Origin of the sequence: gamma proteobacterium SS-5 (assembly GCA_009497875.2) — a bacterium.
Lineage (GTDB): Bacteria > Pseudomonadota > Gammaproteobacteria > Chromatiales > Chromatiaceae > Magnetovirga > Magnetovirga frankeli.
This window is the reverse complement of the sequence record CP032508.2, coordinates 862,581-884,312: the sequence shown is the minus strand read 5'-3', so window position 1 is coordinate 884,312 and position 21,732 is coordinate 862,581. Positions and strand designations below refer to the sequence as shown.

Genomic DNA, 21,732 nt, shown 5'->3' with positions numbered 1-21,732 from the left:
ATCGGGTGGACCGGCTGTTAGAATCATGAACCATGGGGTAGCGGCAAATGCTGCGGGATTCGCCTTCCCCTTCCATCGAGCTATCTGTCGCCAACCTCTGAGAGATCTGCTGGAGTAATGAAGACCAACAAAACCGGTAAAATATTCAGCGCCGTGGTGGTTTTGTTTATCCTCTTGGTGGTGGCCAAGCAGGTGTTCGAGTATCGCAATGTCAGCTATCTGGAGGAGAAGGTCATACGGGAGGAGTCCAAGTCCCTGCGGGCCTTTCTCACCGCCTTTCGTCAAACCTATCAGAAACTCTTTCTTACCGATCATGTGGTGGAGCTGAACGAGCAGACCCTGCCGCTGCTGCCGGCCGTGAGCATCGGCCAGATCTCCAAGGAGTTTGGCCGCCTCACCGGCCGCCGCGCCAGCCTGGCCACGGTCAGTGACCGGCCGCGCAACCCGGAGAATCGTGCCGACCTGATCGAGCAGAAGGCGATCGATTATTTCCGCGCCAACCCCGACCAGGAAGAGTATTTCAGCCGCACCGCCGATGGCCGTCAGCTGTTCTTCGCCAGCCCCATCCGCATCAAGAAGCATTGCCTGAAGTGCCACGGCAACCCCAGCGAGACCCTGGACTGGATCCGCAAGCAGTACGACACCGCCTTTGGCTACCGCGAAGGCGACCTGCGCGGCGTGGTCAGCATCAAGATCGACGGCCAGCCCCTGCGAGCCAGCCTGCTGCAAGATTATTTCACCAATTCCCTGTTCACCCTGTTCATCGGCCTGTTGTTTCTGTCCGGCATCTTTCTGCTGGTGCGCCGCATCAACGCCCAGGATGTGCTGTTTCAGAATAGCCTGGAGCGCAAGATCCAGGAACGCACCAAGGACCTGGCCCTGGCCTCGCGGATCATCGAAAACTCGGTGGAATCCATCATGGTCACCGACACCCAAAGGCGTATCGTCAGCGTCAACAACGGCTTTGAAAAGGCCACCGGCTACCGCCGGGAAGAGGTGCTGGGCAAGAGCCCCAGCCTGCTCTCCTCCGGCTGGCATGGGCCGGAGTTCTTTACCGAGATGGAGCGCGAGATCCAGCAGCAGGGTTACTGGGAGGGCGAGCTGTACGAGCGGCGCAAGAATGGCGAGATCTACGTCTCCCTGGCCTCCATCAGCGCGATCCAGAACGAGGCCGGCGAGGTGGAGCACTATGTGGCCATCTCCTACGACATCACCGAGAAGAAGGCCCGTGAGGACGAGATCTACCACCTGGCCTACTACGATCCCCTGACCAAGTTGCCCAACCGGCGCAATTTCACCGAGCGGCTGGATCAGGCCATCATCCTGGCGCAGCGCAAGAAGCACCAGCTGGCCCTGCTCCTGCTGGACCTGGATAACTTCAAATACATCAACGACACCCTGGGCCATATCAAGGGCGACCAGTTCCTGCAGCAGGTGGCCGGGGATATAGATCATATCCTGCAGGGGCGTCATCTGCTGGCCCGTTTCGGTGGCGACGAGTTTGCCATCCTGGTGGAGGCAGCCCAGGCCCAGGATGTCGCAACGCGCATCTGTCAGGGGTTGCTGGAGTGCTGCGCCCGTCCGGTGGACCTGGAGGGCAAGCAGATATTCTCCGGGGCCAGCATTGGCATCAGCGTCTATCCCGCCGACGGAGAGGGCAGCGATGAACTGATCAAGCGCGCCGATACCGCCATGTACTTCATCAAGGCGCGGGAAAAGAACGGCTACAAGTTCTTCAACGAGGCGATGAACCAGGAGAGCCTGGACAAGCTGGACCTGATCAGCAACCTCAAGACCTGCATCAGCAAGAACGAGTTGGAGCTGTACTATCAGCCCAAGATCGAGCTGAGCACTGGCCGCATCCTGGGCATGGAGGCCCTGGTGCGCTGGCATTCCAAAAAGCTGGGGCTGGTCGCGCCCTATCGCTTCATCCCGGTGGCGGAGGAGTGCGGCATGATCCGCGAGATCGGTCGCTGGGTGCTGCAAGAGGCCTGTCGCCAGACCGCCGCCTGGCTGGCCGAGGGCTGGCCGCTGAAGGTGGCGGTGAATGTCTCGGCGGTGGAGATGCGCGACCCCCAGTTTGCCGAGAACACCCTGGCCCTGCTGCGGCGGATGGGCTTTGCCACCGAGTATCTGGAGCTGGAGGTGACCGAATCGGCCATCATCGAGGACACCGACCGGGTAATAGAAATCCTGAGCAAGCTACAGGAAGCCGGGGTGGACCTGGCCATAGACGACTTCGGCACCGGCTATTCCTCGATGAATCACCTGAAACGGCTGCCCATCGACAACCTCAAGATCGACAAAAGCTTCATCGACGACATCACCCTCAACATGGAGGATCAGGTGATCGTCAAGGCCATCGTCGCCATGGCCCGCAGCCTGGGCCTGGCGGTAGTGGCCGAAGGCGTGGAGCACGACGGGCAGCAGGAGATCCTGCGCCAGATCGGCTGCGACTACATCCAGGGTTATCTGCACAGCAAGCCCCTGCCGGCGGCCGATTTTCTGGCCTTTTTGCAGGATCGGGACCAAGCCAGGCAGGGGGATGCCTAAGCAGAAGAACGCGCTATCCCCGCCTCCCGGCAGCGGTCCAGGTACTGGGTCCAGAGCACCCCGTATTGCTTGCCCAGCTTGTGCAGATAATCCCAATCGAACAGGCCCGAGTCATGGCCGTCGTCAAATACGATCTTTACCGCGTACTGGCCTACAGGTCTGATCTCGGTAATGTTCACCCCCTGCTTGCCGGTGACCAGCTTGGCACCCACGCCAAAGTGGCCGCGCACCTCCGCGGAGGGGGAATAGACACGCAGGTACTCGCAGGGCAGCTGATAGCGGCTGCCATCACTGAAGCCGACCTCCAAGCTGCGTGATTGCTGGTGCAGGGTCATCTGGGTAACGCGCAGTGCGGTCATCTTGGTTTCCTCTGTGGTCTGGGTACCCTAAGGTGAAATCTTTTAATCTTCAACCCATACACCGCAGATTACGCCGATTATCGCAGATTAAATCATGTATTTTCATTAGGTTAGAATGACTTAGCCAGTCACCCGCTGGGTGAGTGGGTGTACTTGGCGAACACACTGAAAAATCTGTGTAAATCGGTGAAATCTGCGGTTCAACTGCTCTTTTTAGGTTCGAACCTCTATTTTCAAACTTCTCATCGCGTCGGTTGCGGTGGCCAAACGCCTGACATATCCTGCCCGGCATGAAACAGATATTCGTTGCCCGTCAAGCCATTTACGACCGTGACCAGCGGGTGTTTGCCTATGAGCTGTTGTACCGGGCGGGGCTGGACAACCGTGCCGAGTTCCCCGATGCCCTGAGCGCCACCACCCAGGTGCTGCTCAACACCTTCATGGAGATCGGCCTGGACAATCTGGCCGGTGGCAGCCGAGTATTCGTCAATCTGCCGCAGGGTTTCTTCACCGACCTGCCGCCGATCCCCTTTGAACGTGACCGCATCGTGCTGGAACTACTGGAAGACCTGGAGGTCAACGATGCCCTCTGCCGGGCGGTGGCCAAGCTCAAGGCCGAGGGCTTTACCCTGGCCATAGACGACTACCTGTTCGAGTCCAAATGGGAACCGCTGATGCGCCATGTGGACATCATCAAGGTGGAGATTCCCGGCCTTTCCGAGGCGCAGCTGCGCCAGCGGGTCGGGCCGCTGAAGCAGAAGGGCCTGACCCTGCTGGCGGAGAAGATCGAGACCCAGGCGGTCTATGACCTGTGCCGGGAACTGGGCTTTGACCTGTTTCAGGGCTTTTTCTTCTCCCGCCCCAACATCGTTCAGGGCAAGACCCTGGATGACAATCAGCTGGTGGTGCTGCGCCTGCTGGAAAAGCTCAACGACCCCAGCTCCAGCATGGAGGAGATCGACCAGCAGATCAGCCAGGACGCCGCCCTGAGCTACAAGGTGCTGCGCTACGTCAACTCCGCCGCCATGGGCCTGCCGCGCAAGGTCGATAGCATCCGCCGCGCCCTGGTGGTGATGGGCCTGCAGAAGATCCGCGTCTGGGCCAGCCTGATGGCCATGTCCGGGGTCAAGGGCAAGTCCAGCGAGGTGATCGTCCTGGCCCTGATCCGCGCCCGCATGTGCGAGGCCCTGGCCCGCGAAGCCCGCAGCCTGGGCCCGGACACCGCCTTCACCATCGGCCTGTTTTCCATGCTCGATGTGCTGCTGGACCAGCCCTTGGAAGATATCCTGGCCAAGCTGCCCCTGGCCGAGGAGGTGCTCGCCGCCCTGCTCCGGCAGCAAGGCCCCGGCGGTACCCTGCTGCGCTGCGCCATCGGCCACGAACGCCACGACTGGCCCAACATGAGTTACCCCGGAATCACCCACGAACGCCTGCAGGAGCTGTACTGGGGGGTGGTCGGCCAGGTCTGGCAGAGCGGCCTGATCGAAGATTGAGGCTGCTACAGGGCTTAATCCCCTTGGATCAGGCTTAACCTTTGACCTGCTCGGCCTAAAGTTGGATAGTCGGTGCATGAAACTCCTGCGTCTTTTATTCGTGCTGTTACTCCTGCTGCTCGCCGCCCTGGGCTGGAAGCTCTATGGCCATCTGGGGCCGCGCCTCTGGGGTGGCGCTGCGCCGACGGAGCGGGCTGGCAAGGGCGAGCGCCCGGCGCCGGTGCAGGTCGCCCCCATCGAGCAAGGCCCCATCGCCCTGGTACGGGACTTCAGCGGCACCCTGGAGGCCTCGGCGGAGTTTGTCGCCGCGCCCAAGATCAGCGGTCTGCTGCAGGAGCTGGCGGTGAACCTGGGTGATGCCATCCAGCGCGGTCAGCTGCTGGCGCGGTTGGACAGCGCCGAATACATCCAGGCGGTGGCCCAGGCCGAGGCCGAGCTGGCCGTGGCCCAGGCCAACCTGGCCGAGGCGCGCAGCCTGTTGCGCATTGCCGAGCGCGAGCTGCAGCGCATCGATCAACTCAGCGAGCGCGGCGTCAGCTCCGCCTCCCAGCGCGATCTGGCCGAGGCCGAGCAGCTGGCCCGTCAGGCCGGGGTGCAGGTCACCCTGGCGCAGCTGGCCAAGGCCGAGGCACAGCTGCGCGCCGCGCAGATTCGCCTGGACTACACCCAGCTGCGGGCCAACTGGCCGGGGGATGATGGCCGCCGCCTGGTGGCCGAGCGCTATGTGGATGAGGGCGAGACGGTGGCGGTCAACGCACCCCTGCTGCGTATTGTCAAGCTTGATCCCATTATTGCCGTGCTGCATGTCACCGAGCGCGATTACGCCGAGCTGCGCCTGGGCCAAGCGGTCAGCCTGGCTACCGATGCCTATCCGCAGCGCGCCTTCAGCGGCCAGATCCGGCGCATCGCCCCGGTGTTTCGCGAGGCCAGCCGCCAGGCCCGCATCGAGGTGGAGGTGGCCAATGCCGAGGGCCTGCTCAAACCGGGGATGTTTGTCCGCGCCCAGGTGGTGCTCAAACAGCTGGCGCAGGCCTGGGTGGCACCGGCGGCGGCCCTGACCCGGCGTGATGGCGTGGAGGGGCTGTTCGTGCTCAGCGCCGATCGTAACAGCGTGCGCTGGCAGCCGGTGCAGGCCGGCATTCAACAGGGCGAGCGCCTGCAGGTCAGCGCCGAGGGCCTGAACGGGGATGGCCTGGACGGGGAGGGCGCTGAGGTGGTAACCCTGGGCCAGCAGCTGCTCAAGGACGGCAGCCAAATCCTGCTGCCCGAGGCACAGGGGCGCAAGGATGAATAGGTTGCCAGCAGCGTCGCAGTTAGCGCCCATCCCGGATTCCGCTGCGCTGCATCCGGGCTACGATCCGCTGGCAGCTGGTAGCTGACCCATGACCCTCGCCCGCTTCAGCGTTCGCCGCCCGGTGTTCGCCAGCATGATCACCCTGATGGTGCTGGTGCTCGGTGGCGTGGCCCTGAGCCGGTTGCAGATCGACCTGCTGCCGGCCATAGAGCTGCCCACCCTGAGCGTGCGCACCAGTTACGCCGGGGCCGATCCGGTGGTGATGGAGCGGCTGGTGACCCAGATCGTGGAAGAGATCGTCTCCACCGTGCCGGGGGTGGAGGAACTCAGCTCCACCTCCTACGAGGGCAGCTCCACGGTCAAGGTCAGCTTCGGCTGGGGCACCTCCATCGACGCCGTGGCGGTGGACGTGCGCGCCACCCTGGAGGACGAGATCAGCGAGCTGCCGGACGACATCGTCGGCCCTCGGGTGAGCAAGTTCGACATCGACACCTACCCGGTGGTGATCCTCGGCCTTTCCAGCCCGCTCGACCCGGTGGAACTGACCCAGATCCTGGAAAACCAGCTGCGCCACCGTTTTGCCCGGGTGCCTGGGGTGGCCCAGGTGGACCCCTGGGGCGGCTTCAACCGCGAGGTGCGGGTGGCCCTCAAGCCGGAGCGGATCAAGGCCCTGGGGTTGTCACTGGATCAGGTGCGCGATGCCATCCGCGATGCCAATCTGGACCGCCCCAGTGGCCAGATTCAGCAGGGCAGCTACGAGGTCAGCCTGCGCACCCCGGCCGAGTTTGCCAGCCTGGAGCAGATCGGCGCCACCGTCATCGGCCGTCATCAGGGCGCCCTGGTGCGGCTCAATCAGGTGGCCCTGATCCAGGACGGCTACGAAAAGCTCAACCGCATCATCCGCGTCAACGGCCAATCGGGGCTGCGCCTGGCCATCCGCAAGCAGCCCGAGGCGAATACCGTGGAGGTGGCCAAGGCGGTGCTGGCGGAGGTGGAACGGGCGCGTCGTGACTTCCCCCAGATCGACATGGTGGCGGTGACCAATCAGGGCAATTTCATCCAGCGTTCCATTGCCAACGTGGCCCAATCGGTGCTGTTCGGCGGCAGTCTGGCGGTGCTGGTGCTGCTACTGTTTCTGCGCAGCCTGCGCAGTACTCTGATCATCGCCCTGTCCATCCCCATCTCCCTGGTGGCCACCTTCGCCTTGCTCTATTTCAGCGGTTTTACCCTCAATCTGATGACCCTGGGCGGTCTGGCCCTGGGGGTGGGCATGATGGTGGACAGCTCGGTGGTGGTGCTGGAGAACATCTTCCGCCGCCAGCAGGAGCAGGGCGAGTCGCCCGAGCAGGCGGCGGTGCGCGGCACCCGCGAGGTTAGCTCGGCGGTGGTGGCCGGCACCCTCACCACCCTGGTCATCTTCCTGCCGCTGATCTTTATCCGCGGCGTCAGCGGCGAGCTGTTCAAGGAGCTGGCCTACGTCATCATGTTTGCCCTGATCTGCGCCCTGCTGGTGGCGTTGGGGTTGTTGCCCATGTTGGCGGCGAAGATTCCCAGCCGCCAGCCGCCAGCCGTCAGCCGTCAGCTTTTAACTGAGGGAGGCTCCGACTCCACTTCTTCATCGAGTCCCGAGTCCCGAGTCCCGAGTCCCGATCTCACTGAGTCCCGAGTCCCGAGTCCCGCTACTGCCAACCCCCTCACCGCCGCCTATCTGGACCTACTGCAGCTGGCCCTGTGTCATCGCGGCCTGAGCCTGGGCCTGGCTCTGGCGCTGTTGCTGGGGGTGATGCCGCTGCTGCCCTTTCTCGGCAGCGAGTTCATGCCGCCCAGCGATGAGGGCGAGGTGCGCATCTATGCCGAGATGGACGTGGGCACCCGGCTGGACCTGGTGGATGCCCAGTCGCGCCTGCTGGAGCAGCGGCTGCTGCCCCTGGTGCCGGAGGCGGTCTCCTCGGTGACCAGCGTCTCCGCCTCGGGCAGCCGGGGCAGCGCCAAGGCGCGCAGCAGCATCACTATCAGCCTGGTCCCGGCGGCGCAGCGGGAACGCTCCAATCGGCAGATTGCCGATGACCTGCGCCGTCAGCTGGATGGCCAGATCCCCGGTATGAAGATCCGCACCCGCGCCCCCCAGGGTCAATACCTGCTGGAGCGCCTGCTCGCCAGCGGCAGCGAGGGGGTGACGGTGGAGGTGCGCGGCTATGACCTGGATACCCTCAACCTGCTCGCCGACCAGGTGGCCGAGGCCATGGCCGGGGTGGCCGGGGTGACCGATGTGGAACAGAACCGTGACAGCGGCGTGCCGCAGCAGGAGCTCCTCATCGATCGCGCCAAAAGCGCCGATCTGGGCCTGAGCGTGCGCGACCTGCTGAACCTGGTGGAGACCGCCGTGGCCGGCTCCAAGGTAGGCGAATACCGGGTCGATGGCCATTCCTACCGCATCCTGCTGCAGCTGGAGGATGCCGAGCAGCGCTCTTTGGATGAGATCCTGGACCTCAGCCTGCGCACCCCGGACGGTGAAAATCTGGTCCTGCGCAACCTGGTCAGCACCCGTTCAGGTCTGGGTCCGGTGAGCATAGAGCGCAAGGACCGCCAGCGCCTGCTGCGGGTAGAGGCCAATGTCTCCGGGCGGGATACCGGCTCGGTGGCCGCCGACCTCCAGCAGCGGCTGGACCGTATCGTCCGGCCGCCCAACTACGACCTGATCATCGCCGGTAATTTCGAGGAGCAGCAAAAGGCCTTCGTCGAGCTGCTGCTGTCCCTGGGGCTGGCGCTGCTGCTGGTGTATATGGTGCTGGCGGCGCAGTACGAATCCCTGCGCGACCCGCTGATTGTCATGCTTAGCGCCCCCCTGGCGGGCATAGGCGTGGTGCTGACCCTGTTTCTTACCGACACCAGCCTGAACCTGCAATCGGCCATGGGTGCCATCATGCTCGGCGGCATCGTGGTGAATAACGCCATTCTGCTGGTGGACCAGGCCAACCAGTTGCGCCGGGGCGGGATGCCAAGCCAGGCGGCGGCCATGGAGGCCGGTCGGCGGCGTCTGCGGCCGATCCTGATGACCAGTCTGACCACCATCCTCGCCCTGCTGCCCCTGGCCCTGGGCATAGGCGAGGGGGCCGATGCCCAGGCCCCCATGGCGCGGGTGGTGCTCGGCGGTCTGGTCAGCTCCACCCTGATCAGCCTGGTGCTGGTGCCGGTGGTGTATAGCCTGTTGCGCGACTCCGCGCCCGCCGCCAAGCCACAGCAATGAGGTTCCTGATTACCCACCAACTTCAGCCTATCGGAGAGATTGGACTTTACCTGCACCTGACAGCACATAGGGCGGCCCGTGGCCGCCGTGCCCTCGCAAGGTGCAACCCCATTGCAAGCGGCTTGGCGGCGGGCGCGGTCCGCCCTATCGGTCCTGTTCTGTCCCCCTCACCGGAAAAATTGTGGATAATGGCCTCCTTCGTGATAACCCCATGCCAATAAGGATTAACCCAGCGAGACCATGAGCCGTGAGATCAAGACCAGCGTTGAAGGGCTAAGGGTAGGCATGTTTGTCTCCCGGCTGGATCGACCGTGGATCGGCACCCCCTTTGAGCTGGAGGGCTTCAGCATCCTGGATCGGGCGGATATCCAGCGCCTGAGCCAGCATTGCAACTATGTCTATGTCGATCCCCTGCTCGGCCCCAGCCCGGAACCCGGCTATTGGATTGGCGATGAGGACCTGCCGCCGCCACCACCGCAGCCGAAACCCAGCGCGGCCTCTGATGAATTCCTGGCCCTGCGCATCACTCAGTACGATGACACCCAATCCCTGGAAGCGGAGATAGACACCGCCAGCAAGGTATCGCAACAACTCAGCAATACCTACGATGGCCTGGTGGCTGATTTGCAGCAAAACAGGGATATAGACCTCCAGCAGGTGCGCGCCGGGATCTGTGACATGGTGGACAGTGTGCTGCGCAATCCCTCTGCCATGATGTGGATGGTGGAACTCAAGCGCACCGATGACTACAGCTACTCCCGCGCCCTGGGCAGCTCGGTCTGGTGCGCCACCTTTGGCCGCCATCTGGGGCTGGAGCCTGCCGCCGTCAACCAGCTGGCCCTGGGCGGGTTGCTGCTGGACATCGGCAAGACCCGCCTGCCGCCGGAGTTGTTGACCAAACGCAAGCCCCTGAGCGCCAAGGAGCGCCACCTGGTGCATCGCCACGTCAATCTGGGGGTGCGTCTGCTGGCCCTGGAGGGCCAAAAACAGCCCGAGCAGGGCGTGGATATGCAGGTATTACAGATGATTGCCACCCACCACGAACGGGCCGACGGCAGCGGCTATCCCCAGGGCCTGAGCAACGAGCAAATCCCCATATTTGGCCGCATCGCAGGCCTGGTGGACAGCTTCGACGCCATCACCAGCCTGCGCCCCTATGTCCAGGGTGGGCCGCGTTCGGCCCACGAGGCCATCTCCGAGCTGTACAGCCTGCGCGACAGCCGTTTTCAGGCCGAGCTGGTGGAGCAGTTCATCCAGGCGGTGGGCCTCTACCCCACCGGCTCCCTGGTGGAGCTGAGCAGCGGCGAGGTGGGTGCGGTGGTGGCGGTCAACGGCCTGCGCCGCCTGCGTCCCAAGCTGATGATGATCCTGGACAGCAACAAGCAGCCCTACCCTGAGTTTCACTACCTGGACCTGGCTAGCGAGTCACGGGATCTGCGTATCAGTCGGGGCCTGCCGCCCGGTGCCTATGGCATCGACATGCACGAGTTCTTTCTGTGAGCCAGGGGCGCGACCCGCTCACCGGCCTGGAGGATCGCCAGTCTTTTCTGCAGCGGCTGGCCGAGGCGGTGGCCGAGGCCGAGCGAGAGGCCAGCACCCTGGCCCTGCTGGTGCTGGATATCCAGCGCTTTCAGCATATCAATCACAGCTTTGGTCAGGCCCTGGGCGATGCCCTGCTCCAGGCCGTCACCGGGGTGCTGGGGCGGGTGGCGCGGCGTGGTGACAGCCTGGCTCGCATCGGTTCCGATCGCTTTGCCATGCTGTTGCCCCAGCTGGCCAACGAGGGCCATGCCCAGCTGGCCGCCCTCAAGGTGCAGCGCCTGCTGGAACAGCCCTTCATCCTGGGCCAGCGTCGGCTGCGCTGTAATCTGCGTATCGGCATCGGCCTGTATCCGGCCAAGGCCGATGGTGCCGAAGCACTACTGCGCTGCGCCGAGCAGGCCCTGGCCGAGGCGCGCCGACTGGAACAGCCTATCGGCCTGGCACCGCACCGCGACGAGCAGGGGGCGGCGTGGAACGTCGAGCTGGAGTCCCAGTTGGAGGGGAGTCTGGAACGCGGCGAGATGCGCGTCTTTTTTCAGCCGAAGCTGGACCTGAGTAGCGGCCTGCCGGTAGGTGCCGAGGCCCTGATCCGTTGGCAGAACCCCAGCCACGGCCTGCTGCCGCCAGGCCAGTTCCTGCCTTTGGCCGAGACCCTGGGCATGATGCAACCCATCACCCTGTGGATGCTCAACAGCGCCCTGCGCCACAGCGCCAGCTGGACCGATAAATGGGGGCGGTTGGGGGTGTCGGTGAATATCCCGCCCAAGCTGATGGATCGACCGGATTTTGTCGATATTGTCACCAGCACCGAACGGCTCTGGCGGCAGCAGGCGCTGGATCTCTATCTGGAGGTACTGGAGGAGTCCATGGTCTCGGCCCAGTGCCTGGCGCACCAAAACCTGAGCGAACTGCGCCGACTGGGGGTGAAGATATCCATCGATGACTTTGGCGCGGGCTACTCCAGCCTGTCCTATTTTCGCGACCTGCCGGCCGATGAACTCAAGATAGACCGCTCCTTCATCAGCGGCCTGCAGAGCGACCCGGCCAATGAGCATATCGTCGAGGTGATCATCGAACTGGCTCACCGCTTCGGCCTGAGCGTTACCGCCGAGGGCGTTGAACAGGCCGGGGTGCTGGATCATCTGCGCCGTCTCGGCTGTGACCAGGTGCAGGGCTACTACATCACCCGCCCCATGCCGGCCGAGTCCTTTGCTGACTGGCTGTGCACTTTTCAGAGGACAGAGGGCTGAGGGCGTATAGCGCTCGGGACTCGGCAGATGCAGGCGATCCCTAGCCCGGATACAGCGCAGCGCTGTCCTGAGCGATCTGTCGAAGGGCCTGTCCTCTATCCTCTATCCTCTATCCTCTAACCTCTGTCCTCTGTCCTTTGTCCTCTGTTAGCCAAAAACTCCCCAAACTGCTCCGCCGGCAGGGGCTTGCCCAGGTAGTAGCCCTGGCCGTATTCGCAGCCGTGGGCCTTGAGAAACTTCAGGTGCTCTGCCCGCTCCAGGCCCTCGGCCACCACGTCCAGGCCCAGGCTTTCGGCCAGGGAGATGATGGAGCGGACGATGGCGGCGTCCTCGGAGTCCACCGTCAGGTCGCGGACGAAGGATTGGTCTATCTTCAGCGTGTTGATCGGGAAGCTCTTCAGGTAATTGAGCGAGGAATAGCCGGTGCCGAAGTCGTCGATGGCGATGGTGATGCCCCGGTCGCGGATCAGGTGCATGAGGTTGATCGCCTCCTCCACATTGCCCATCAGGGCGCTTTCGGTGATCTCCAGCTCCAGAAACTCCGCTGCCAGCCCCTGGCCCTCCAGGGCGTCTCCGAGCTCGGCCAGGAAGTTGATGTTGCGGAACTGCTTGGCGGAGAAGTTCACCGCCACCTTGAGCCCCATGCCGTATTGCCGGTTCCAGATCTGGGTCTGACGACAGGCCTCACCCAGCACCCAGCGGCCCAGGGGCAGGATCAGCCCGGTCTCCTCGGCGCAGGGGATGAAGTCGGCCGGCGAGACCATACCACCCTCCGGTCGGGGCCAGCGCACCAGCGCCTCCATGCCGACAAGGGTCTGATCACTGAGGCGGAATTTGGGCTGATAGTACAGCTGGAAGGCCTGCTCGGCCACCGCCTGATGCAGGTCGTGGATCAGCGCCAGGCGGTTACCGGCGCTGACGTTCATCTCTGGCATGAAGAATTGGAAGGCGTTCTTGCCGCTGGCCTTGGCCTGATACATGGCGGTGTCGGCATGTTTGGTCAGGGCGTCCATGGTGTCGCCGTCGTCCGGGTAGAGGGCGATGCCGATGCTGCCGCTGATGTGAATGCGGCTTTGATTGATCAGCAGGGGCTCACGCAGGGCATCGAGCACCTGCTCGGCCAGGGAGGCGACCCGTTCAGGCCGCTCCACGTCCAGCACCAGCAGGGTGAACTCATCCCCGCCCAGGCGCGCCACGGTGTCGGTCTTGCGTATCCGCCCCTGCAGCCGCTTGCCTACCTCGATGAGCAGCTCGTCACCGGCGGCATGGCCCAGGCTGTCGTTGACGTGCTTGAAGCCGTCCAGATCGAGAAACAGCACCGCCAGACGCTTGTTGTTGCGCACGGCGTGGGCCAGCTCCTGCTGCAGGCGGCTGTGGAACAGGTTGCGGTTGGCCAGACCGGTGAGGGCGTCGAAATTGGCCTGCCGCCAGATCAGCTCCTCGCTCTTCTTGCGCTCGGTGATGTCCTTGAAGATGGAGACGTATTGGCGCACCTGGCCGTCCTGGCCGTGGATCACGTCGATACTCAGCCACTTGGGGAAGAAGCGGCCGCTCTTGTGCCGGTCCCAGATCTCCCCTTCCCAGTGGCCGTCATGCTGGATGTCGTGCCACATCTGGCGGTAGAACTCAGGGCTCTGGCGGCCAGAGGAGAAGATCTTGGGGTCCTGGCCCTGCAATTCTTCCACGGAATAGCCGGTGATCTGGCTGGTGGCCGGGTTGACCGAGATGATGCGGTTGCGGGCGTCGGTCACCACCACCGCCTGATCGATGTTGTGGAATACCTGATGGGCCAGTTGCAGCTCCCGCTCCTGCTCCACCAGGGCGCTGATGTCTTCGATGAAGGCGAAGTAACGCCCGCCCTGCACCGGCGAGTAGGTGCTCATGACCTCCACCGGCCAGAGGGAGCCGTCGCGGTGCCGATGCTCGGTACGGAACTGGGCGTAGCTCTCGCCACGAATGAGTTCCAGGCAGCGCGCCACATCCCCCTCTGCCACCAGGTCGGCAATACTCAGCTGCAACAGCTCCTCGCTGCTGTAGCCCGACTGGCGGCAATAGGCCTGGTTTACCTCCAGCAGCCGACCCTCCAGATCGGCCACCCAGAAGCCCAGGGCCGAGGTGTTGATCGCCGCCTGATAGATCTCGAAGCTTTCCTGGATGCTGGCCTCCAGCCGCTTGCGCTCGGAGATGTCGCTCAGGGTGCCGGTCATGCGCAGGGGCTGGCCCTGGGCATCGCGCTCGGCCAGCTTGCCGCGCGCCATCACCCACAGCCAGCTGCCGTCCCGGCACTGCATGCGCAGGCTGCTGTTGAAGTCCTCGCTGTGGCCGTGCAGGTGCTGGCGCACGGCCTGTTTGACCTGCTCCAGGTCGTCCGGGTGAATGCGCTGGTAGGCGCTGTCCAGATCCTGGCCGAATGCCTGCTGGCCAAAGCCGAGCATGGCGGTGCAGCGTTCGTCGAAATAGACCCGGTTGTTGCTCAGGTCCCAGTCCCACCAGCCATCACCGCTGCTCCACAATACCTGTTCCAGTTTCCGCTTGATCTGGCGCACCTCCCGCGCGCTGCGGTTGAAGCCGTAGGTGACGGCCACCACCGCCAGGCCGCTGAGCAGGATGAACAGCAGCGAGCCCAGACCGGCCCAGAGGATGATGCGCCGCTTCTCGGCCAATACCTCCGCCTTGCTCAAGCGCAGGATGAGGGTGTAGGCCGATCGGTCCTCGGTGGTTAGCGGAAGGATGGCGGTGAGTACCTCGTCTTGCAGCAGAAACCGCGGGGCCGGGGGCTGCGGGTCCAGCCAGTCGCCTGACACCCAGTCGAGCCCCGTGGCGGGCTGGCCCAGCTGGCTTGGGTCACTGGAGACGCGGACGCGCCGCGCCTCGTCGAGCAGCACGCCATTCAGGTAGGGGGCCTCCAGCAGGTCGCTCATGTAGGGGCGGCGGGCAATGGCGTTCAGCGCCAGGTCGCCGCTGGCCAGCATCTGGCCCAGGTGCCGAATACGGCCATGCAGGTGCTGTTCGTCCTGATTGATGAAGTGGTCCACATAGAACCAGCCCAGGGCACCAAAGGCGGTGATCTGGGTAAACAGCACCAGCAGGCTGATCCGGGCAATCAGCCCCAGACGCGGCAGCCTCATGGGCGCGAGGCCGCCGCCCCGGCGGACGGCGACAAGCCGATAGCCAGAACCATCCGAAAGCGCCACGTCATCCCTGTCAATCTCATGCCAATAACCCCTAAGTGTTATGTAAGTCGCGATGGGGTGTTAATGCTTCAACCCATTGATTGTATTATTAGTAATCCTGACTTAATGCCCTTTTCCGGATTAACGCCAGGTCGTTTTAGCTTGGGGGATCATAGCACCCGGAGCGCCCCTGCCCAAAGAGACCCCGAGCGGACAGGTAACTTGGGCCTTGCCTTGCGCAGGAGTCCTGCAACCCGGTGCTTACTGAGCTAAAATCAGAACTCGGCAATGCAAAACCCATCTCAAGGAGCCGCATCATGCAACGTCGCGAATTCTTCAAACACTCTGTCGCCTCCGCCGCTGCCTTGGGCACAGGCCTGAGCGTGCCGCAGGCTTGGGCCCAGGCCGATGGCAAGGCCCAGGTGCGCAGTTACCGCCGCCTTGGCCGCACCGGGATGAAGATCAGCGACATCTCCTTCGGTGCCGGCAAGCTGCCCTCGGCGGGCATGGTATTGCGTGCCATCGACCGGGGCATCAACTACTTCGATACCGCGCCCGATTATGGCCGCAGCGAAGAATACCTGGGCCAGGCGCTCAAGCGCCTCAAGCAGCGGGACAAGGTCTATATCGTCTCCAAGTTCTGCGATGCCGGACCTTACGTCACTGGCAAGAGCCATCTGCAGCCAGGCGTCGGCAAGGCGGCCTACAAGAAGGCGGTGGAAGACAGCCTCAAACGGCTGAACACAGACTACCTGGACGCGGTGTTCGTCCATGCCATGGGTGAGGGCAGCGATCTGGCCAGCGAGCGCCGTCGCCTGCTGGACGAGGACATGCTCGCCGCCTTCGCCGAGCTCAAGGCCGAGGGCAAGGCCCGCGCCCTGGCGGTCTCTTCCCATGGGCCTCATGGCATGGAAGAACTGCTGCTGGAGGCGGTCAACAGCGGCCATTATGATCTGATTATGCCGGCCTTCAACTTCATGAAATTCCCCCGCGTGCCCGAGGTGATCAAGGCCGCTCAGGCCAAGGACGTCGGCGTGGTGGCGATGAAGACCCTGGCCGGTGCCCGCGCCATGGACCTGGACCTGGCCGGGGCCTCCTTCGAGCAGGCGGCATTCAAATGGGTGCTGCAACACCCGCAGGTGGCCGGCCTGGTGGTGACCATGCGCAAGGTATCCGACCTGGACAATTACCTGCCCGCCTCCGGCCAGGCCCTCAGTGCCCTGGACCAACAGCTGCTGGACCGCTACGCCGGCCTGCACGGCCGCGACTACTGCCGCACCGGCTGCGGTGATTGCGAGGCCAGCTGCCCGCTTGGCATCTCCATCGCCAGCATCCTGCGCTTCCAGATGTACTTCGAGGACTACGGCCAGGAGAAGGATGCCATGAGCCAGTACGCCCAGCTTGATCGAAAGGCCGATGGCTGCCAGGGCTGCGCCGACGCGCCCTGCAACCAGGCCTGCCCGCACGAATTGGCGGTCAGCGCCAAGCTACGCGACGCCCACCGCAGCCTGAGCTTTGGTTGATTGGTAAATTTGGACGCAGAGATCGCGGAGAAGCGCAGAGCACGCGGAGTTTGTATTTTCTCTTCTCACGCAGATCCTTTTTCTACTCTGCGATCTCCGCGCTACTTTGCGTCCTCTGCGTCCTGACTTGAGATCACGAGCATGAGTAAAGCCATTCTGCCTTCGTTGGATGCTCCGGTTTGGAGCCGTTGGTTGTTGAGCCTGCTGCTGCCGCTAATGGCCGGGGCCATCTGGTGGCAGGGCCAGCATTTTGATCCGGGGCTGGTGCAGTTGCAGGCTTCCGCTCAGGCTCAGGCAAAGACCAAACTGCCGCCGCTGCCGGACGCCTTGCTTGGCCTGCCGCGCTTTGGTCCGCCGCGGCCCTACAACGCCGATAACCTCTACGAGTACATCAACGGCCATGCCGAGTATTACCTCAGCTCCGGCTTCACCGGTCTGACCGTGGTGGAATACGCCACGGCGGGTGCGCAGCAGCCGCAACTGGTGGCCAATCTCTATCACATGGGCGAGCCCCTGTTCGCCTTTGGTGCCCTGATGGACGAACTCTCGCCGGAAGCCCAGCCGCTGGAGGGCATCGGCAGCATGGCCTTTGCCAGCGGGGATGGGCTGAACCTGATCCTCGGCCCCTACTACATCCAGCTCAGCCGCTTCGACGCCCAGCTGGACCTGGCCCAGGCGGCTGAAGCCCTGGCCACCAGCCTGCGCCAGGGTCTGGGACAGATCGAAGAGCTGGACCTGAGCTTCCCCCGTCTGGGCAGACCCCTGGCCACCTACTTCGTCAAGGAGGCCTATCGTGGCATGGGCTTTCTCAATCAGGTGCTGGAGCGCCAATTTCAGGGGCCCGAGGGGGAATTCACCGCCTTTCAGATTCTCGACAGCGCCGAGCAGATCCAGATCACCGGCCAGGCCCTGCTGGATTTTCTCAGCCAGGATGGCATCGCCGTCGAGCAGGCGGAACACCAGGGCCTGAGCTATTACCGGGTGGATGACCCCTACGAGGGCGAGTGGTTCTTCGTCATCGGCAAGACCCGCCTGCTGGGCACCTTCACCGCCCCCGAGCCGAGCCTGTTACAGGCGATTCGAGCCGACTGATGGCCCGCCGCGACAAGCCCCAGTACAAACGCACCCTGGCACCGCGCACCCGGCGCGAGTTTCTGCGTGACCTTGGCGCCACCGCCCTGGTGGCCGGCGGCTTCACCGCCCTGGGCCTGTCCAGCTACAGCCAGGACCCGGTGCGCGAGCAGATCATCCAGGCCGACCCGCTCAAGGGGTTCGTCCTGCCGCCGTCCCAAAGCCTGGCGCAATTGAGCGTGGTGCGTGGCAGCCAGGTGGAACCCATGGTGCGCGAGGCCCTGCAACTGCTCGGCGGCATGCAGCGCTTCATCGCCAAGGGTGACCGGGTGCTGATCAAGCCCAACATCGGCTGGGACCGTCAGCCCGAGCAGGCCGCCAACACCAATCCCGAGGTGGTCGCCGCCCTGGTCAGGCTCTGTCGCGAGGCAGGGGCTGGCGAGATTATCGTCAGCGACGTGTCCCTCAATGACCCCAAACGCTGTTTTGTCCGTTCCGGCATCCAGCAGGCGGCGCAGGAGGCCGGTGCCCGGGTCGAGCTGCCCGGCGGCAACGACTTCATCGACACCGACATGCAGGGCCAGCTGCTGAAGATCTGGCCCGTGGCCAAGCACTACCACTGGGCCGACAAGCTGATCAATGTGCCTATCGTCAAGCACCACTCCCTCTGTGGCTGCACCCTGGGGATGAAGAACCTCTACGGTGCCATCGGCGGCCGCCGCAACCAGCTGCACCAGGACATTCACACCTCCATCGTCGATCTCGCCGCCGCAGTCACCCCGACCCTGACGGTGATGGACGCGGTGCGCGTGCTCAAGCACAACGGTCCCACCGGCGGCAGCCTGGATGACGTGGCGCGCGAAAACACCATCATCGCCGGTGTCGATCCGGTGGCCATCGACAGCTACAGCCTGCGCTTCCTCGACCTCAAGCCGGAGCAGGTACCCTTCCTCGCCATGGCCGAAGCGCGTGGGCTGGGGCTGGTGGATTGGCGGCAGTTGCGGGTCAAGGAGAGCCAAATTGGCTAAGTTAGAAGTTGGAATTGAATCGTAAAGGCACAGATGCCCCAAACCGTACTCAAACCCGCCAGCTATAGTGATTTGCTTGCCCTGCCTGAGCATTGGGTAGGGGAGATCATCCAGGGTGCGCTGGAGACCCAGCCGCGACCGGGGCCGCGCCATGCCCATGCCCAGTCGCGGCTGGGTGCCCGCATCAACGGGCCTTTCGATCAGGGTCTGGGAGGCCCCGGTGGTTGGTGGATACTGGACGAGCCCGAGCTGCACTTGGGTGCCGATATTATGGTGCCCGATCTGGCTGGCTGGCGGCGTGAGCGCATGCCTTCGCTGCCCGATACGGCCTGGTTCGAGCTGGCACCGGACTGGGTCTGTGAGATCCTTTCGCCGGCTACGGCACGCAAGGACCGGGTACTGAAGATGCCCATCTACGCCCGCGAGGGGGTACAGCATGTCTGGCTGCTGGACCCGCAGATTCGCACCCTGGAGGTCTATGGCCTGAAGCAACAGCACTGGTTGCTGTTGCGCAGCTACGGACAGGGGGACCCGGTTGCGGCACCGCCCTTTGAGGCCCTGAGCTTTCCGCTGGACGTGCTCTGGAGCGACTGAAATGACCCTGCTACCGAAAAAACTCCGCACCTACCGCCGCATCTATGCCGGGTTCTTTTTTGCCCTGTTCGTCGGCCTGCTGTTCGTTACCGACTACAGCCGCATGCAGGGCTACCCGACCAAATTACTGCTGGAACTGGACCCGCTCACCGCCATCGCCGCCTTCTTCACCAGCGGTACCTTTTATATGGGCCTGCTGCTGGCGCTGCTGATCATCCTGCCGACTCTGTTCATGGGGCGCTTCTTCTGCTCCTGGATCTGCCCCCTGGGCATAGCCAACCAGTTTCTTGGCTGGCTGTTCCACGGTCTGCGCCCGTCCCAGCGCTACGAGCTGAACCGCTATCGGCCCATTTATCGGCTCAAGTACTACATTCTCACCGCGCTGCTGGTGCTGGCCTTGCTCGGTTCGCTGCAGGTGGGGCTGCTCGATCCCATCGCCCTGATGGTGCGCAGCTTCAGCCTGGCGGTGTTCCCGGCGCTGAACCAGGCCGGGGTGCCCATCTATCTGAATCAGCCGGTGTTTCTCGGCGGCGTTTTCATCGCCCTGATCCTGCTCGCCATCTTGCTCGCCAACCGCTTCCTGCCGCGCTTCTGGTGTCGCACCCTTTGCCCCCTCGGTGCCCTCCTCGGCGTGCTGTCACGGCGGGCGCCCCTGCGCATCCAGCGCGACGTGGATAAGTGCATCGATTGCGACAAGTGCCTCAAGGCCTGTCAGGGCGGTTGCGACCCCCATGCCGAACTGCGCGTCAGCGAGTGCCACGTCTGCATGAACTGCATCGAGGAATGCCCGACCCAGGCCCTGCACTACGGCCTGCCGAAGCAGCGCAGCTCGGTGCACAAACCCCTGGACATCAACCGCCGAAGGCTGGTGGAGACCGCTGTGGCCAGCGCCGCCCTGCTACCGATGATGCGCAGCTCACTGGCCGCCCACAGCGCGCCGACCCACCAGGCGATCCGCCCACCCGGCTCGCTGGAGGAGACCGACTTTCTCGCCCGCTGCATCAAGTGCGCCGCCTGTATGCGCATCTGCCCCACCAATGTGCTGCAACCGGCCCTGCTGGAGTCCGGGCTGGAGGGGCTGTGGACGCCGATCCTGGTCAACAAGCTGGGCTACTGCGAGCACCACTGCACCCTCTGCGGCCAGGCCTGCCCCACCGGGGCCATCCGCCGCATCAGCGTGGCGGAGAAGATCGGCGAGGCACCCTTCGACAAGCCGATCAAGCTCGGCACCGCCTTCTACGACCACGGCCGCTGTCTGCCCTGGTCCATGCACACCGAGTGCATCGTCTGCGAGGAGGTCTGCCCCACCTCGCCCAAGGCGATCTGGTACAAACAGGTGGACATCGCCACCCGCGATGGCGGCAGCATCCCGCTCAAGCAGCCCTATGTGGATCCGCGCCTGTGCATCGGCTGCGGGGTCTGCGAGAACAAATGCCCGGTGGAAGACCTGGCGGCGATCCGCGTCAGCTCGGTGGGCGAGAGCCGTTCCAGGGTGAACCAGATGATCCTGGACGGCTAAAGCTGTTTTGACTTCTAATGGGCTTGGTGCTTGGTGCCGATGGTGCTAGCCTTGCAGTCAGACCAACATCCAGCAGCAAACGGGGGATAGCATGGGCCTTTGGGACAAGATTGCCGGTGAATTCATCGATGTCATCGAATGGGTGGACGATTCCGAAGATACCCTGGTGTATCGCTTTCCCACCCACAATCGGGAGATCCAGATGGACTCCGACCTGATCGTACGGGAAAGCCAGCAGGCCATCTTCGTCTATCAGGGCCAGGTGGCGGATGTCTTCGGCCCCGGTCACTACAAGCTGAAGACCGAGAACCTGCCGGTACTGACCACCCTGCAGAACTGGACCCGCGGCTTTAACGCACCGTTCAAGTCCGAGGTCTATTACTTCAATACCCGTCAATTCACCGACCTGCGCTGGGGCACGCCCAACCCGGTGACCCTGCGCGACCCCGAGTTCGGCGTCATCCGCCTGCGCGCCTTTGGCGTCTATGCCATTCGCATTCTCGACCCGCGCCAGGTGATGAGCGAGATCAGCGCCACCTCCGCCCACTTTCGGGTCAATCAGATCGAAGACCAGCTGCGCAAGACCATCATCACCCGCCTGAGCGACTTCTTCGGCGAGGCGGATCACCCCTTCCTGGATTATGCCGCCAATCTCAACGAATTCTCCAATGCCCTGCATCAGGCCCTGCAGCCGGACTTTGCCCGTTACGGCCTGGGGCTGGAGTCCTTCTTCATCGAAAACGTATCCCTGCCCGAGGCGGTGGAACAGGCCATAGACCAACGCTCCAGCATGGCGGCGGTAGGCAATCTGGATGCCTACACCAAGTTTCAGGTGGCCAACTCCATCCCCGATGCGGCACGCAACGAGGGCGGCCTGGCCGCCGCCGGGGCCGGGGCCGGCATGGGCCTGGCCATGGGGCAGGCCATGGGTGGTGCCCTGGGCATAGGTGGTCAGCAATCGACCTCGGCACAGGCAACCCCGGCCCAGCAGCAGATCATGGTGCGCTGTCTCAAGTGCAACCAGCTGAGCCCGGAGACGGCCAAGTTCTGCGCCAGTTGCGGCAACCCCCTGCGTAGCGACTGAGC

Annotated in this window: 14 protein-coding genes; 12 read left to right on the top strand and 2 right to left on the bottom strand. The window is 63.7% G+C overall.

All coding sequences use genetic code 11. From position 1 onward, the window contains the following. Nucleotides 1–117: 117 nt before the first annotated feature. Complete coding sequence (locus D5125_09240) at nucleotides 118–2,553, top strand: EAL domain-containing protein (GenBank protein ID QFY89656.1); 2,436 nt, start codon at nucleotides 118–120, stop codon at nucleotides 2,551–2,553. On the opposite strand, the gene D5125_09235 is transcribed toward D5125_09240, so the two are convergent. Continuing rightward, nucleotides 2,550–2,912: a DUF971 domain-containing protein gene (locus D5125_09235; protein ID QFY89655.1), complete on the bottom strand. Its 363-nt coding sequence runs from the start codon at nucleotides 2,910–2,912 to the stop codon at nucleotides 2,550–2,552. The two genes, D5125_09240 and D5125_09235, sit on opposite strands and share 4 nt — an antisense overlap. A 290-nt stretch (nucleotides 2,913–3,202) precedes the next feature. Between D5125_09235 and D5125_09230 the strand changes: the two genes are divergently transcribed. The 5 genes from D5125_09230 to D5125_09210 all read left to right on the top strand — a co-directional run bounded on the left by D5125_09230 (nucleotide 3,203) and on the right by D5125_09210 (nucleotide 11,738). Continuing rightward, nucleotides 3,203–4,405, top strand: coding sequence for an HDOD domain-containing protein (locus tag D5125_09230; protein QFY89654.1), 1,203 nt, complete (start codon nucleotides 3,203–3,205; stop codon nucleotides 4,403–4,405). 76 nt (nucleotides 4,406–4,481) lie between these two features. Beyond that, nucleotides 4,482–5,699 (top strand): efflux RND transporter periplasmic adaptor subunit, encoded by a 1,218-nt coding sequence (locus tag D5125_09225; GenBank protein QFY89653.1) that lies wholly within the window; start codon nucleotides 4,482–4,484, stop codon nucleotides 5,697–5,699. A gap of 88 nt (nucleotides 5,700–5,787) precedes the next feature. Beyond that, nucleotides 5,788–8,946 carry an efflux RND transporter permease subunit gene (locus D5125_09220; GenBank protein QFY89652.1) on the top strand — a complete coding sequence of 1,053 codons (3,159 nt, stop codon included), beginning with the start codon at nucleotides 5,788–5,790 and terminating at the stop codon, nucleotides 8,944–8,946. A gap of 240 nt (nucleotides 8,947–9,186) precedes the next feature. Further along, nucleotides 9,187–10,446, top strand: coding sequence for a DUF3391 domain-containing protein (locus tag D5125_09215; GenBank protein QFY89651.1), 1,260 nt, complete (start codon nucleotides 9,187–9,189; stop codon nucleotides 10,444–10,446). Beyond that, nucleotides 10,443–11,738 (top strand): bifunctional diguanylate cyclase/phosphodiesterase, encoded by a 1,296-nt coding sequence (locus tag D5125_09210; protein ID QFY89650.1) that lies wholly within the window; start codon nucleotides 10,443–10,445, stop codon nucleotides 11,736–11,738. The genes D5125_09215 and D5125_09210 overlap by 4 nt, the downstream gene beginning before the upstream one ends. A gap of 116 nt (nucleotides 11,739–11,854) precedes the next feature. Here the strand turns inward: D5125_09210 and D5125_09205 are convergent, their stop codons facing one another. Continuing rightward, nucleotides 11,855–14,866 (bottom strand): EAL domain-containing protein, encoded by a 3,012-nt coding sequence (locus tag D5125_09205; protein QFY89649.1) that lies wholly within the window; start codon nucleotides 14,864–14,866, stop codon nucleotides 11,855–11,857. A gap of 362 nt (nucleotides 14,867–15,228) precedes the next feature. Between D5125_09205 and D5125_09200 the strand changes: the two genes are divergently transcribed. The 6 genes from D5125_09200 (at nucleotide 15,229) to D5125_09175 (ending at nucleotide 21,730) form a co-directional block, all read left to right on the top strand. Further along, entirely contained in the window at nucleotides 15,229–16,434 is a 1,206-nt protein-coding gene (locus tag D5125_09200) for an aldo/keto reductase (protein QFY89648.1), read from the top strand. Between the two features lie 141 nt (nucleotides 16,435–16,575). Continuing rightward, complete coding sequence (locus D5125_09195) at nucleotides 16,576–17,526, top strand: hypothetical protein (protein ID QFY89647.2); 951 nt, start codon at nucleotides 16,576–16,578, stop codon at nucleotides 17,524–17,526. After that, nucleotides 17,526–18,533, top strand: coding sequence for a DUF362 domain-containing protein (locus D5125_09190; protein QFY89646.1), 1,008 nt, complete (start codon nucleotides 17,526–17,528; stop codon nucleotides 18,531–18,533). Before D5125_09195 ends, D5125_09190 begins: the two co-directional genes overlap by 1 nt. Nucleotides 18,534–18,566: 33 nt before the next feature. Then, the gene (locus D5125_09185; protein ID QFY89645.1) at nucleotides 18,567–19,127 is read left to right on the top strand and encodes a Uma2 family endonuclease; all 561 of its coding nucleotides are present in this window, start codon (nucleotides 18,567–18,569) and stop codon (nucleotides 19,125–19,127) included. 1 nt (nucleotide 19,128) lies between these two features. Next, nucleotides 19,129–20,646, top strand: coding sequence for a 4Fe-4S binding protein (locus D5125_09180; GenBank protein QFY89644.1), 1,518 nt, complete (start codon nucleotides 19,129–19,131; stop codon nucleotides 20,644–20,646). Between the two features lie 91 nt (nucleotides 20,647–20,737). Then, nucleotides 20,738–21,730 carry an SPFH domain-containing protein gene (locus tag D5125_09175; protein ID QFY89643.1) on the top strand — a complete coding sequence of 331 codons (993 nt, stop codon included), beginning with the start codon at nucleotides 20,738–20,740 and terminating at the stop codon, nucleotides 21,728–21,730. Nucleotides 21,731–21,732: the final 2 nt, after the last annotated feature.

What these genes read in the sequence shown, in the direction of transcription:
- D5125_09240 (QFY89656.1), top strand. Translation starts at nt 118, where the DNA reads ATGAAGACCAACAAAACCGGTAAAATATTCAGCGCCGTGGTGGTTTTG.
- D5125_09235 (QFY89655.1), bottom strand. Translation starts at nt 2,912, where the DNA reads ATGACCGCACTGCGCGTTACCCAGATGACCCTGCACCAGCAATCACGC.
- D5125_09230 (QFY89654.1), top strand. Translation starts at nt 3,203, where the DNA reads ATGAAACAGATATTCGTTGCCCGTCAAGCCATTTACGACCGTGACCAG.
- D5125_09225 (QFY89653.1), top strand. Translation starts at nt 4,482, where the DNA reads ATGAAACTCCTGCGTCTTTTATTCGTGCTGTTACTCCTGCTGCTCGCC.
- D5125_09220 (QFY89652.1), top strand. Translation starts at nt 5,788, where the DNA reads ATGACCCTCGCCCGCTTCAGCGTTCGCCGCCCGGTGTTCGCCAGCATG.
- D5125_09215 (QFY89651.1), top strand. Translation starts at nt 9,187, where the DNA reads ATGAGCCGTGAGATCAAGACCAGCGTTGAAGGGCTAAGGGTAGGCATG.
- D5125_09205 (QFY89649.1), bottom strand. Translation starts at nt 14,866, where the DNA reads ATGAGGCTGCCGCGTCTGGGGCTGATTGCCCGGATCAGCCTGCTGGTG.
- D5125_09200 (QFY89648.1), top strand. Translation starts at nt 15,229, where the DNA reads ATGCAACGTCGCGAATTCTTCAAACACTCTGTCGCCTCCGCCGCTGCC.
- D5125_09195 (QFY89647.2), top strand. Translation starts at nt 16,576, where the DNA reads ATGAGTAAAGCCATTCTGCCTTCGTTGGATGCTCCGGTTTGGAGCCGT.
- D5125_09190 (QFY89646.1), top strand. Translation starts at nt 17,526, where the DNA reads ATGGCCCGCCGCGACAAGCCCCAGTACAAACGCACCCTGGCACCGCGC.
- D5125_09185 (QFY89645.1), top strand. Translation starts at nt 18,567, where the DNA reads ATGCCCCAAACCGTACTCAAACCCGCCAGCTATAGTGATTTGCTTGCC.
- D5125_09180 (QFY89644.1), top strand. Translation starts at nt 19,129, where the DNA reads ATGACCCTGCTACCGAAAAAACTCCGCACCTACCGCCGCATCTATGCC.
- D5125_09175 (QFY89643.1), top strand. Translation starts at nt 20,738, where the DNA reads ATGGGCCTTTGGGACAAGATTGCCGGTGAATTCATCGATGTCATCGAA.